Source organism: Bradyrhizobium iriomotense, assembly GCF_018129405.1.
In the GTDB taxonomy this organism is placed as follows: Bacteria; Pseudomonadota; Alphaproteobacteria; order Rhizobiales; family Xanthobacteraceae; genus Bradyrhizobium; species Bradyrhizobium iriomotense_B.
In genome coordinates this window covers 463,299-476,676 of sequence record NZ_JAFCLP010000002.1, presented here as the reverse complement: position 1 = coordinate 476,676, position 13,378 = coordinate 463,299, and the positions used below count along the sequence as shown (strand labels likewise).

13 protein-coding genes are annotated in these 13,378 nt (G+C 64.7%); all 13 read left to right on the top strand.

Features of this window, described 5'->3' with window-relative positions:
• The first annotated feature begins 78 nt into the window (after positions 1-78).
• The 13 genes from JQ592_RS06970 to nuoI all read left to right on the top strand — a co-directional run bounded on the left by JQ592_RS06970 (position 79) and on the right by nuoI (position 13,257).
• Positions 79-591, top strand: coding sequence for a MarR family winged helix-turn-helix transcriptional regulator (locus JQ592_RS06970; RefSeq protein WP_211402143.1), 513 nt, complete (start codon positions 79-81; stop codon positions 589-591).
• Between the two features lie 178 nt (positions 592-769).
• Positions 770-3,025: a TonB-dependent siderophore receptor gene (locus JQ592_RS06965; protein ID WP_211402142.1), complete on the top strand. Its 2,256-nt coding sequence runs from the start codon at positions 770-772 to the stop codon at positions 3,023-3,025.
• A gap of 660 nt (positions 3,026-3,685) precedes the next feature.
• Positions 3,686-4,051, top strand: coding sequence for an NADH-quinone oxidoreductase subunit A (locus JQ592_RS06960; protein WP_008136158.1), 366 nt, complete (start codon positions 3,686-3,688; stop codon positions 4,049-4,051).
• Positions 4,042-4,629, top strand: a complete 588-nt coding sequence (locus tag JQ592_RS06955; RefSeq protein ID WP_433996402.1) for a NuoB/complex I 20 kDa subunit family protein — start codon at positions 4,042-4,044, stop codon at positions 4,627-4,629. The genes JQ592_RS06960 and JQ592_RS06955 overlap by 10 nt, the downstream gene beginning before the upstream one ends.
• Before the next feature lie 11 nt (positions 4,630-4,640).
• Positions 4,641-5,252: an NADH-quinone oxidoreductase subunit C gene (locus tag JQ592_RS06950; RefSeq protein WP_211402141.1), complete on the top strand. Its 612-nt coding sequence runs from the start codon at positions 4,641-4,643 to the stop codon at positions 5,250-5,252.
• A 2-nt stretch (positions 5,253-5,254) separates the two neighbouring features.
• On the top strand, positions 5,255-6,451 hold the full coding sequence (locus JQ592_RS06945; protein ID WP_211402140.1) for an NADH-quinone oxidoreductase subunit D: 1,197 nt from the start codon (positions 5,255-5,257) through the stop codon (positions 6,449-6,451).
• Positions 6,451-7,425 carry an FkbM family methyltransferase gene (locus tag JQ592_RS06940; RefSeq protein WP_211402139.1) on the top strand — a complete coding sequence of 325 codons (975 nt, stop codon included), beginning with the start codon at positions 6,451-6,453 and terminating at the stop codon, positions 7,423-7,425. Before JQ592_RS06945 ends, JQ592_RS06940 begins: the two co-directional genes overlap by 1 nt.
• 11 nt (positions 7,426-7,436) lie before the next feature.
• Positions 7,437-8,048 (top strand): NADH-quinone oxidoreductase subunit NuoE, encoded by a 612-nt coding sequence (nuoE, locus tag JQ592_RS06935; RefSeq protein WP_211402138.1) that lies wholly within the window; start codon positions 7,437-7,439, stop codon positions 8,046-8,048.
• Positions 8,048-8,254, top strand: coding sequence for a hypothetical protein (locus JQ592_RS06930; RefSeq protein ID WP_211402137.1), 207 nt, complete (start codon positions 8,048-8,050; stop codon positions 8,252-8,254). The genes nuoE and JQ592_RS06930 overlap by 1 nt, the downstream gene beginning before the upstream one ends.
• Before the next feature lie 15 nt (positions 8,255-8,269).
• Entirely contained in the window at positions 8,270-9,595 is a 1,326-nt protein-coding gene (gene nuoF, locus JQ592_RS06925; protein WP_122403004.1) for an NADH-quinone oxidoreductase subunit NuoF, read from the top strand.
• A 5-nt stretch (positions 9,596-9,600) separates the two neighbouring features.
• Positions 9,601-11,676 carry an NADH-quinone oxidoreductase subunit NuoG gene (gene nuoG / locus JQ592_RS06920; protein ID WP_211402136.1) on the top strand — a complete coding sequence of 692 codons (2,076 nt, stop codon included), beginning with the start codon at positions 9,601-9,603 and terminating at the stop codon, positions 11,674-11,676.
• A gap of 10 nt (positions 11,677-11,686) precedes the next feature.
• Positions 11,687-12,754: an NADH-quinone oxidoreductase subunit NuoH gene (gene nuoH / locus JQ592_RS06915; RefSeq protein ID WP_130366410.1), complete on the top strand. Its 1,068-nt coding sequence runs from the start codon at positions 11,687-11,689 to the stop codon at positions 12,752-12,754.
• Positions 12,755-12,768: 14 nt separating this feature from the next.
• Entirely contained in the window at positions 12,769-13,257 is a 489-nt protein-coding gene (gene nuoI / locus JQ592_RS06910; protein ID WP_026232873.1) for an NADH-quinone oxidoreductase subunit NuoI, read from the top strand.
• Positions 13,258-13,378 lie beyond the last annotated feature (121 nt).

Genomic DNA, 13,378 nt, shown 5'->3' with positions numbered 1-13,378 from the left:
TTAATCGCATTTGAGGAGAACGGCCGGCCGCGGCGGCTCAGGCTTGGCAGGGCCGGGCTTTCTTGGCAGAGGTGGACGATGAACCAGACACCGAGCAGCGACGGGTGGACGGCCCCCGAGACGGGCAAGAGCGAGCCGGCGCCGATCACCGCGATGCTGTCCTCGCGGCTGATGGTGCTCGCCAATCTGCTCAAGCGCGGCGCCATCCTGCGCTACAAGCGCCTCACCGGATTGTCCTCCGTCGAGTTCGGTCTCGTCGCCTCGCTCGGCCGGCGGCCGCCGATGAGCGTGGCGCGGCTCGCCGAGGCAGTCGGCCAGGACAAGGGGCAGATCAGCCGCGCGCTGGCCAATCTGGTGTCGCGCAAGCTGATCGCGAAATCGGCAAATCCGAAGGATAGCCGCGAGGTGCTGATCTCGCTCACCCCGGCGGGCCTCGCCGCGCACGATGCGATCGTCGAAGGCGCGCAGGAGCGCAACCGCCGCCTCTTGGAGCATCTGAGCCCAGCCGAGTTCGACATGCTGCTGCAAAAGGTCGATCAGCTCACGGCGATCGCCGCCGAGATGCTCGAGAGCGAGAAGAATTCGCGCTGACGTCCCGATGTGCCCGGGAACATTGGATCGGTTCTAAGAGCAGCTCTAAGAAGCTTTCAATTAGGGAAATCGCGCACCCTCACATAAGCGTCACCATCAGGCGCATGCCGTCGCCGGGACACGGCGGCATGACGCATCAAACATGCAGCTTTGGGGTGGCGCGTTGAACAGTCTTGGAATGCTGCGGTCGGCCGTGTTGGCGACCGCATCCGTTTGGGTTTTGGTGCCGCAGGCATCGTTTGCACAATCATCCACACAGAGCGGCGCGCAGAATCTGCCGTCGGTGACCGTCACCGCACCTGAAGCACGCCGCCGCGCACCCGCATCCGCCGCGCGCAGTGCGCCGCGGCGATCGGTGCAGGCCGCGAACAGAAGCAAGCCGCAGCCGCAGCGCAATGCCGGCTTCGTCGAAACGCCGCGTGGCCCGGTGCGCGGCTACGTCGCCGGTCGCAGCTCGTCCGGCACCAAGACCGACACGCCGATCATGGAGACGCCGCAATCGGTGTCCGTCATCGGCGCGGAGCAGATCCGCGACCAGAAGCCGAACAAGCTCGACGAGGTGCTGCGTTACACCGCCGGCGTGCGGGCAGGGACCTTTGGCGCGGATACGCGCAACGACTGGTGGCTGATCCGCGGCTTCAAGTCCGACGACGTCGGACTGTTCCTCGACGGCATGCAGTTGTTCTACACATCCTATGCGAGCTGGAAGCTCCAGCCTTTCAACATGGAGCGCGTCGAGGTGCTGCGCGGTCCGTCGGCGGTGCTCTATGGCGGATCGAGCCCGAGCGGCATCGTCAACGTCATCAGCAAGATGCCGCCAGCCGAGCCGATCCGCTATGTCGAGACCGGCGTCAACAATTTCGGTAACGCCTATGTCGGGTTTGATTTCGGCGGTCCGGTCGCGACGCAGCCCCAGGATGGCAAGCTGTTCTATCGTGTCGTCGGCCAGGTCCAGAACGGCCCGACGCAGGTCAACTTCACACCCGACAACAATTACTTCATCGCCCCGTCATTGACGTGGAAACCGGATGCCGACACCACGTTCACGGTGTTGGCGTCGGCCTCCCGGCAGGACACCCGCGGCATCAACTTCCTGCCCTATGTCGGCACGGTCACCAATGCCTCGTTCGGCAAGATCCCGACCAGCTTCTTCGCCGGCGATCCCAGCGTCGACAAGTTCACGCGCGAGCAGGAGATGCTCGGCTACCAGTTCGAGCGCAATCTCACTGACGATGTGACGTTCCGGCAGAACGCGCGGTTTGCCCATGTCGACATCACCTATCGCGGTTACGTCGGCAACGACTATGGCAATCAGGCGACGGCCACGCTCAATCGCTACAATTGGTATGCGAAGAACACAGCCAATCAGGCCGATCTCGATAATCAGCTGGAGTATCGCTTCAACACCGGCCCCGTAAAGCACACGATGCTGTTCGGGGTGGACCTGAAGGGTTACCAGATCGACGACTACCAAGCCTTCGGGTTTGGCGTGTCCCCGGTCAGCATCTTCAATCCCGTCTACGGGCAGGCCGAAGTTCCCCTCCCAAGCGATCCGTTCCGAAACTTCCGCATCACGCAGAAGCAGGCCGGCACCTATCTTCAGGACCAGATGAAGCTTGGCAATTTCACGCTGGTGCTGAGCGGGCGCAACGATTGGGTCGAGACCACCCAGGACAACCGCTTTACCGGTGCCACCGTCGACAGCCGCGACGACAGCAGGTTCAGCGGCCGCGCCGGGCTGATCTACAATTTCGACAACGGCATCGCGCCCTATGTCTCCTATTCGACGAGCTACAATCCGATTATCGGCCTCAACGCGCAGAACCGGTTGTTCCTGCCGGAGACAGGGAAGCAGGCCGAGATCGGTGTGAAGGTCGCACCGAAGGGGTTCGACGGCTATTTCACGGCGTCGGCCTTCGACCTGGTCCGTCAGAACGTGGCGACGACACTGCCGGGCAGCGTTCCGGTCCTGCAGAACCAGACCGGCGAGGTGACCTCGCGCGGTATCGAGCTCGAAGCGGTGGCGAACGCCACCAAGGAGCTGAAGCTGATCGGCGCCTTCACGGCCTATCATCTGTTCAACAGCAAGGACCTCGATCCGGCCCTCGTCGGCAAGACGCCGACCAACACGCCCGAGATGCTGGTGTCGGGCTGGGCCGACTACACCTTCAAGGACGGACCGCTTGAGGGCTTCGGCTTCGGCGGCGGCGTCCGCTATATCGGCGCGTCCTGGGCCGATACCGCCAACACCCTCGAGGTTCCCGCTGTGGTGCTTGGCGACCTCGCGCTCCACTACGAATGGCAGAACTGGCGCACGGCGCTGAACGTGATCAACCTGACCGACAAGATCTACGTCGCGAGCTGTGCGTCGGCCACGTCATGCTTCTATGGCGACCGCCGGCGCGTCACCGCCAGCGTCTCCTACAAATGGTGAGGCAAGGGATGAGGAGAGGCGGGGGCAGCTCCGCGCGCCCCTGATCTCGACCATCCCGAGGCTCTACCGACCTGACGACCGCTGATCGCCCAATTGGAGATCGATGAGCTCCCGGGCTATGCCCCCCAGCCCGAAGCTCATTGCGAGCGCGGCGCGTGCGACGCCCCAGCAAGTTGCCGACGCCGCGCTCGCCCCCGTGGCGGGGGCCGGAACGACGCATTCGCCCGACGGGCCCCGGACCCGTCGGGATGCATGGCTCGTCTGACCAGCGGTGCCTGTGGACAGGCGCTATGGCTGTCCTAATCTGCCGTCGCGGCGATCGGGCCACAATGAGCAGCATGTCGCCGACATGACAGGGCGCACTATCCTCGTTGTAATTTGGATTTCGCGGCTTCGCGGCCTAAATAGAGTGGGCTTCCCCAATAGCGGACCTGCCGGCCAAGCGCGCAGGACTGATCGGGATCGCCCTTGCTGGGGCGGTCGATCTGCTCCATACCAGCCGCGGGGTTGATTCCGGGATTTCCACCGTTCTGGGGGCGGCAAAGGGCCTGAAAAGAGCGTGTCTTGCGCCCATTGGTGCACTGCGCTAAGGCTCAGAATAATTCCAAATCGGGACGAATCCGCGGCTCCCCCGACGTCGCGGGAAACAAGGGCTCGCCAATGAGCGGCATTCTACAGAACTATCTTCCACTCGTCGTCTTTATAGGGGTGGCGGGCCTCATCGGCCTCGTGCTGCTGATCGCGCCCTTCATCGTGGCGTTCCAGCAGCCGGACCCGGAAAAGCTGTCGGCGTATGAGTGCGGTTTCAACGCCTTCGACGACGCGCGAATGAAGTTCGACGTCCGCTTCTATCTGGTCGCCATCCTCTTCATCATCTTCGACCTCGAGGTGGCGTTCCTGTTTCCCTGGGCGGTGGCGTTCGGCAAGCTTGGCGCGACCGGCTTCTGGTCCATGGTGGTGTTCCTCGCCGTGCTGACGGTCGGGTTCGCCTATGAATGGAAGAAAGGGGCACTGGAATGGGATTGAACACTGTACCGTCCGCCGGTCCGGTCGTTGCGCCGGCCCCCAAGGGCATTTTGGATCCCTCGACCGGCAAGCCGGTCGGGGCCAATGATCCGTTCTTCCTCGAGGTCAATTCGGAGCTGTCCGACAAGGGCTTCTTCGTGGCCGCGACCGACGACCTCATCACCTGGGCGCGTACCGGCTCCTTGATGTGGATGACCTTCGGTCTCGCCTGCTGCGCGGTCGAGATGATGCAGGTGTCGATGCCGCGCTACGACGTCGAACGCTTCGGCTTCGCCCCGCGTGCCTCGCCGCGCCAGTCCGACGTGATGATCGTCGCAGGGACCCTGACCAACAAGATGGCGCCCGCGCTGCGCAAGGTCTACGACCAGATGCCGGAGCCGCGCTACGTCATCTCGATGGGCTCCTGCGCCAATGGCGGCGGCTACTACCACTACTCTTACTCGGTCGTGCGCGGCTGCGACCGCATCGTGCCGATCGACATCTACGTGCCGGGCTGCCCGCCCACGGCGGAAGCGCTGCTCTACGGCGTGCTGCTGCTGCAGAAGAAGATCCGGCGCACCGGCACCATCGAACGCTAAGGTTTTACGTCATGGACGACGGCAAGCTCGACGCCCTTGGGCAAACGATCGTTAGCGCGCTTCCGGGCGCCGCCACCGGTCACGCGGTGGCCTTCAACCAACTCACGGTTGATGTCGAGGCCGGCAAGATCGTCGAGGTGGTCAAGTACCTCCGCGACGATCCGAACTGCCGTTTCGTCAACATCACCGACGTGACCGCGGTCGATTACCCCTCGCGCGAAAAGCGCTTCGACGTGATCTATCACTTCCTGTCACCGACCCTGAACACGCGGATCCGGCTGCGCGTCGCCGCCGATGAGACCACGCAGGTTCCGTCGCTGATCGACGTGTTCCCCGGCGCCGACTGGTTCGAGCGCGAGGCCTACGATCTCTACGGCGTGTTCTTCGTCGGCCATCCCGACATGCGCCGCATCCTCACCGATTACGGTTTCGAGGGCCATCCGCTGCGCAAGGATTTCCCGCTCACCGGCTTCGTCGAGGTCCGCTACGACGACCAGGAGAAGCGGGTGGTGTATGAGCCTGTCCGGCTTAACCAGGAATTCCGCAAGTTCGATTTCCTCTCGCCGTGGGAAGGGGCGGACTATCCGCTTCCCGGCGACGAGAAGGCGGGACCGAAGGCCTGATCATGAACGAGCAACCCGAACAGCTTCGCAATTTCACCATCAACTTCGGGCCCCAGCATCCGGCCGCGCACGGCGTGCTGCGCTTGGTTTTGGAACTTGACGGCGAAATCGTCGCCCGCGTCGACCCGCATATCGGCCTGCTTCACCGCGGCACCGAAAAGCTGATCGAGCAGAAGACCTATCTCCAGGCGATCCCGTATTTCGACCGGCTCGACTACGTCGCGCCGATGAACCAGGAGCACGCCTTCTGCCTCGCCGCCGAAAAGCTGCTCGGCATCGAGGTGCCGCGCCGCGGCCAGCTCATCCGCGTGCTCTATTGCGAGATCGGCCGCATCCTGTCGCATCTGCTCAACGTCACCACGCAGGCGATGGACGTCGGCGCGCTGACCCCGCCGCTGTGGGGCTTCGAAGAGCGCGAGAAGCTGATGGTGTTCTACGAGCGCGCCTCGGGCAGCCGCATGCATGCGGCCTTCTTCCGCGTCGGCGGCGTGCATCAGGACCTGCCGCAGAAGCTGATCGACGATATCGAGGCATGGTGCGACCCGTTCCTGAAGGTCGTGGACGACCTCGACCGGCTGCTCACCGCCAACCGCATCTTCAAGCAGCGCAACGTCGATATCGGCGTGGTGCCGCTGAAGGAAGCCTGGGAGTGGGGTTTCTCGGGCGTGATGGTGCGCGGCTCGGGCGCGGCGTGGGACCTGCGCAAGTCGCAGCCCTATGAGTGCTACGCCGAGATGGATTTCGACATCCCGATCGGCAAGAACGGCGACTGCTACGACCGTTACCTGATCCGCATGGAAGAGATGCGCCAGTCCATACGCATCATGAAGCAGTGCGTCCAGAAGCTGAACGCGCCTGAGGGCAAGGGCCCCGTCGTCGTCGCCGACAACAAGGTCGCCCCGCCGCGCCGTGGCGAGATGAAGCGTTCGATGGAAGCGCTGATCCACCACTTCAAGCTCTATACCGAGGGCGTCCACGTGCCGGCCGGCGAAGTCTATGCCGCGGTCGAGGCGCCCAAGGGCGAGTTCGGCGTCTATCTGGTCTCCGACGGCACCAACAAGCCCTACAAGTGCAAGATCCGCGCGCCGGGCTTTGCCCATCTGCAGGCGATGGACCACATCTGCCGCGGCCATCTGCTCGCCGACGTCTCGGCGATCCTGGGCTCGCTCGACATCGTGTTCGGAGAGGTCGATCGGTGATGGCGCAGGCGCCAATCCAGTTTGACCGCGCCTCGGGGGCCCTTGAAGGGGCCAACCTGTGGGAGCGGACGGCTGCCTTGGCGCTGGTGACGGGATCGAAGATCTCCTCGCACTTCTCGCATATGGGCTACATCGCCTGCGCCAATTTGCTGGCAAAGACGCTGCCCAAGCGCAACATCGCGATCAAGCTCAATCCCGACGCCGTGTTCGAGTTCCCCTACGGCGACGGCTATTGGAGCAAGCTGCTCAACCGCTCGTACAACTATGAGGACGAGCTCGAGCTGCTGTTCGCCGACTCCATCGACGTCGACTACACGCTGCTCGATTGCGGTGCCAATTACGGCTATTGGTCGGTGCTGGTGTCGAGCAAGCCGTTCGGCTCGCACAAGTCGATCGCGATCGAGCCATCGGGCCAGAACTACCCGAAGCTTGCCAACAACGCCCGCGTCAACGGCAACCGCTTCGAGACCATGAAGTGCGCCATCGGCGCCGCCCGCGGCACCGCGCGCCTCTCCGGCACCAAGCACGAGGCCTTCAGCATCGCCGGCGATCCGACGGCGGGGGGCGAAGAGGTGCCGGTCATTGCGCTGGATAATCTGATCGACGACGGCAAGATCGCCGCCAGCGGCAAGTACCTGATCAAGCTCGACGTCGAGGGCGTCGAGATCGAGGCGATCAAGGGCGGTGCCCGGCTGCTCCAGGCCGACAGCGTCATCATGTGCGAGGAGCACGGCAGCGACCGCAGCCACGCGGTGTCGCGCTACATCCTCGAAGAGACCCCGCTGAAGCTGATCGTGTTCGATCCGCGCAGCAACCGGATGGAGACCGTGACCGAGCTGTCGATCCTCGACCGCATCAAGGTCTCGACCCACGTCGGCTACAACGTTTTCGGCACCGCAAGCGCATTCTGGCAGGACAGGATCGACGCCCTGAATGCCAAGACTCTGAATGCCACCGCGCGCCGCATGCAGTGAGAGATTGAGAGATGTCCGTTCGCCGATTAGCACCGAAGGAAGTCCAGCCCGCGAGCTTCGCGTTCACGGAGGAGAACCTCGCGTTCGCCAGGCAGCAGATCGCGAAATATCCGGCCGGCCGGCAAGCTTCCGCCGTCATCGCCATTCTGTGGCGTGCGCAGGAGCAGCACGACGGCTGGGTCTCGGAGGCCGCGATCCGCGTCATCGCCGACATGCTCGACATGCCCTATATCCGCGTGCTGGAGGTCGCGACCTTCTACACCATGTTCCAGCTCGCCCCGGTCGGCAAGAAGGCCCATGTCCAGGTCTGCGGCACCACGCCGTGCCGCTTGCGCGGCGCCGAGGATCTGATCCACGTCTGCGAGCACCGCATCCATCACGAGCCCTTCCATCTCTCCAAGGACGGCAATTTCAGCTGGGAGGAGGTGGAGTGCCTCGGTGCCTGCGTGAACGCGCCGATGGTGCTGATCGGCAAGGACACCTATGAGGACCTGACCAAGGAAAGCTTCGGCAAGGTGCTCGACGGCTTTGCTTCGGGCAATCCGCCCAAGCCCGGCCCGCAGAACGGCCGCCAGTTCTCGGCGCCGATCACCGGGCCGTCCACGCTGAAGGAGATCACCTGATGCGTGGTCTCTCGACGCCTTCGGTGGAGGGGAGCGGTGCCATGAAGAAGTGGGGCTTCATCGCGATGCATGCCGCCGTGGCGGCTGCCTTCATCTTTCTCCTGCAACGCTTCGGCCTGAACGCGTCGCTGGAATCCAGTCTGCTCTGGGCGTTGACCTTCGCCGTCTGCGCCGCCGGACTTGCCTACAAGCAGTCCAATCGTTGATCGGAAAGCACTGACATGCTCGAGGACAAGGACCGCATCTTCAAGAACCTCTACGGCCTCCACGACTGGGGGCTCGAGGGTGCGCGGCGCCGTGGCGCCTGGGATGGTACGAAGAATATCATCGACAAGGGCCGCGACTGGATCATCAACGAGATGAAGGCGTCGGGCCTGCGGGGCCGCGGCGGCGCCGGCTTCCCGACCGGTCTGAAGTGGTCCTTCATGCCGAAGGAATCGACCGACGGCCGGCCGAGCTACCTCGTCGTCAACGCCGACGAGTCCGAGCCCGGCACCTGCAAGGACCGCGAGATCATGCGGCACGATCCGCATCTCTTGGTCGAGGGCTGCCTGATCGCGAGCTTCGCAATGAACGCGCATGCCTGCTACATCTATGTCCGCGGCGAGTTCATTCGCGAGCGCGAGCGCCTCCAGGCCGCGATCGACCAGGCCTACGAGGCCAAGCTGATCGGCAAGGACAACGTCAACGGCTGGCCGTTCGACCTCTACGTCGCCCACGGCGCCGGCGCCTATATCTGCGGCGAGGAAACCGCGCTGCTCGAGAGCCTCGAAGGCAAGAAGGGCCAGCCGCGCCTGAAGCCGCCGTTCCCGGCCAATGTCGGCCTGTTCGGCTGCCCGACCACCGTCAACAACGTCGAGTCGATCGCGGTTGCGCCCGACATCCTGCGCCGTGGCGCGGCTTGGTTCGCCGGCATCGGCCGTCCGAACAATGTCGGCACCAAGCTGTTCTGCATCTCCGGCCATGTCGAGCGGCCCTGCAACGTCGAAGAGGCCATGGGCATTCCGTTCCGTGAGCTGATCGACAAGCATTGCGGCGGCATCCGCGGCGGCTGGGACAATCTCAAGGCCGTGATCCCCGGCGGCTCGTCGGTGCGCATGGTGCCGGCCGAGCAGATCATCGACACGCCGATGGATTTCGACAGCTTGAGCAAGCTGCGCTCGGGCCTCGGCACCGCGGCCGTGATCGTCATGGACAAGTCGACCGACCTGATCCGCGCCATCGCCCGCATTTCGTACTTCTACAAGCATGAGAGCTGCGGCCAGTGCACGCCCTGCCGCGAGGGCACCGGCTGGATGTGGCGCGTGCTGACCCGCATGGCCGAAGGCCGCGCCCACAAGCGCGAAATCGACATGCTGCTCGAGGTGACAAAACAGGTCGAAGGCCACACCATCTGCGCGCTCGGCGACGCGGCGGCCTGGCCGATCCAGGGCCTGATCGCGCATTTCCGTCACGAGATCGAAGCGCGCATCGACCAGTATTCGCATAAGGCCGATGTCGACGACATCGGCGTCCGCGATCCCGTGAACATGGTCGCGGCGGAGTAAGAGACATGACCAAGCTCATCATCGACGGCAAAGAGATCGATGTCCCCGCCGAGTACACGCTGCTTCAGGCGTGCGAGGCGGCCGGCGCCGAGATTCCGCGCTTCTGCTATCACGAGCGGCTGTCGATCGCCGGCAATTGCCGGATGTGCCTCGTCGAGGTGAAGGGCGGCCCGAAGCCGGTCGCCAGCTGCGCCTGGGGCGTGCGCGACTGCCGTCCGGGCCCGAAGGGCGAGCCGCCGGAGATCTCCACCCGTTCGCCGATGGTGAAGAAGGCGCGCGAAGGCGTGATGGAATTCCTTCTCATCAACCATCCGCTGGACTGCCCGATCTGCGATCAGGGCGGCGAGTGCGACCTGCAGGACCAGGCGATGGGCTATGGTGTGGACACCAGCCGCTTCGCCGAGAACAAGCGCGCCGTCGAGGACAAGTATCTCGGCGCGCTGGTCAAGACCTCGATGAACCGCTGCATCCAGTGCACGCGCTGCGTCCGCTTTTCGGCGGAAGTCGCCGGCGCGCCCGAGATGGGCGCCACCGGCCGCGGCGAGGACATGGAGATCACGACCTATCTCCAGCACGCGCTGACCTCGGAACTGCAGGGCAACCTCGTCGACATCTGCCCGGTCGGTGCGCTGACCTCGAAGCCTTATGCGTTCGCGGCGCGCCCCTGGGAGCTCGGCAAGACCCAGTCGATCGACGTCATGGACGGCGTGGGATCGGCGATCCGGGTCGACACCCGCGGCCGTGAGGTGATGCGCGTGCTGCCGCGCATCAACGAGGCCGTGAACGAGGAGTGGATCTCCGACAAGACCCGCCACATCGTCGATGGCTTGCGCACCCAGCGCCTCGACCGGCCCTATATCCGTGAGGCCGGCAAGCTGCGCGCGGCAAGCTGGACCGAAGCCTTCGCCGCGATCGCGGCCAAGGCGGCGCGCACCGACGGCAAGCGCATCGGCGCGATCGCCGGCGACCTCGCCGGCGTCGAGGAGATGTTCGCGCTGAAGGACCTCTTGGCCAAGTACGGCTCGAGCAATCTGGCGGTGCAGGGCGGCGACGCCTTCGATCCCGCGCTCGGCCGCGGCTCCTACATCTTCAATCCGACGCTGGTCGGTGTCGAGCAGGCCGACGCGCTGCTCATCATCGGCGCCAATCCGCGGAAAGAGGCGGCCGTGTTCAACGCCCGCATCCGCAAGCGCTGGCGGGCAGGCGGCTTCAAGGTCGGCGTGATCGGCGCCAAGGCCGATCTGACCTATGACTACGACCATCTCGGCGCAGGCACCGAGACGCTGGGCGAACTCGCAGCCGGCAAGCACTCCTTCATGGACGTGCTCAAGAACGCCAAGCACCCGATCATCCTGGTCGGGGCGGGCGCGGCGGCCCGTCACGACGGCGCCGCCATTCTCGCCGCCGCCGCCAAGCTCGCGCTCGATGTCGGCGCGGTGAAGGACGGCTGGAACGGCTTTGGCGTGCTGCACGAGACCGCCTCGCGCGTCGGCGCGCTTGACATCGGCTTCTCCGCCACTGCAGGCGGCCTCAACGCCGCGCAGATGACGACGTTCGGCACGCTGGACTTGCTGTTCCTGCTCGGTGCCGACGAGATCAAGGCGCCGGACGGCACCTTCGTCGTCTATATCGGCACCCATGGCGACCGCGGCGCGCATCGCGCCGACGTGATCCTGCCGGCCGCCGCCTACACCGAGAAGTCCGCGATCTACGTCAACACCGAAGGCCGCGTGCAGATGACCGGTCGCGCCGCGTTCCCGCCGGGCGAAGCCCGCGAGGACTGGGCGATCGTCCGCGCGCTGTCGGAAGCGCTCGGCAAGAAGCTCGGCTACGACTCGCTCTCGGCGCTGCGCCAGGCGATCTTCAAGGCCGTGCCGCATCTGATCCGTCTCGACCAGATCGAGGCCGGCTCCGCCGACCAGATCAAGAAGCTGGCGGGGAAGGGCGGCTCGCCCGAGAAGGCGCCGTTCAAGCCGCTGGTCGAGGACTTCTATTTGACCAACCCAATCGCGCGTGCGTCCGCCGTGATGGCGGAATGCTCGCGGCTTGCCTCCGGGCAGATGCTGACCGCAGCGGAGTGAGCGTGTTCTGATGGAATTCTTCGAAAGCGCATTCTGGACCGGGTTCCTCTGGCCGCTGATCATCATGGTCGCCGAGAGCGTCCTGGTGCTCGTCGTCCTGCTCGTGGCGATCGCCTACATCCTGCTCGCGGACCGCAAGATCTGGGCGGCGGTGCAGATCCGCCGCGGCCCGAACGTGGTCGGCCCGTGGGGCCTGCTGCAGTCCTTCGCCGACCTGCTCAAGTTCGTGCTGAAGGAGCCGATCATCCCGGCCGGCGCCAACAAGGGTGTGTTCCTGCTCGCGCCGCTGGTGTCCTGCGTGCTCGCGCTCGCAGCCTGGGCGGTGATCCCGACCAATCTCGGCTGGGTGATCTCCGACATCAATGTCGGCGTCCTCTTCATCTTCGCGATCTCGTCGCTGTCGATCTACGGCATCATCATGGCCGGCTGGTCGTCGAACTCGAAGTACCCGTTCCTGGCCGCGCTGCGTTCGGCGGCGCAGATGGTGTCCTATGAAGTCTCGATCGGCTTCGTCATCATCACGGTGCTGCTCTGCGCCGGCACGCTGAACCTCTCGGCCGTGGTCGAGGCCCAGCACGCACGCGGTCTCGCCAGCCTGATCGGGCTGCCGCAGCTCACCATCCTGAACTGGTACGTCTGGCCGCTGTTCCCGATGTTCGTGGTGTTCTACGTCTCGGCGCTGGCGGAAACCAACCGTCCGCCCTTCGACCTCGTCGAAGCGGAATCCGAGCTCGTCGCCGGCTTCATGGTCGAATACGGCTCGACGCCGTATCTGCTGTTCATGCTCGGCGAATACGTTGCGATCGTCACGATGTGCGCGCTGGCGACGATCCTGTTCCTCGGGGGCTGGCTGCCGCCGGTGGATTTGCCGCCCTTCAACTGGGTGCCGGGGATCATCTGGTTCTCGCTGAAACTGTTCTTCATGTTCTTCCTGTTCGCGATGGCAAAGGCGATCGTGCCGCGCTACCGCTACGATCAACTGATGCGCCTCGGCTGGAAGGTGTTCCTGCCGCTGTCGCTGGCGATGGTGATCGTGGTGGCCGGCGTGCTGCACTTCGCCGGCATCGCGCCGAAGTGAGGGCCGTCATGGGTATCAACATCAACGCCACTGCACGCTCGCTTCTGCTGTCGGAATTCGTCTCGGCGTTCTTTCTCGCCATGCGCTATTTCTTCCAGCCGAAGCCGACGCTGAACTATCCGTTCGAGAAGGGCCCGATCTCGCCGCGCTTCCGCGGCGAGCATGCGCTGCGCCGCTATCCGAACGGCGAAGAGCGCTGCATCGCCTGCAAGCTGTGCGAAGCTGTCTGCCCCGCGCAGGCCATCACCATCGAGGCCGGCCCGCGCCGCAACGACGGCACCCGCCGCACCGTGCGCTACGACATCGACATGGTGAAGTGCATCTATTGCGGCCTCTGCCAGGAGGCCTGTCCGGTCGACGCCATCGTCGAAGGTCCGAACTTCGAGTTCGCGACCGAGACCCGCGAGGAACTGTTCTATGACAAGGCCAAGCTGCTCGCCAACGGCGACCGCTGGGAACGCGAGATCGCGAAAGCGATCGAGCTCGACGCGCCGTACCGGTGAGGTGAGGGCATGATCCTTCCCGCCAACCTCTCGTCATTCCGGGGCGCGCGCAGCGCGAACCCGGAATCTCGCGCCACAACCTCCAGATTCCGGGTTCGCGGCCTTTACCCGCGCCCCGGAA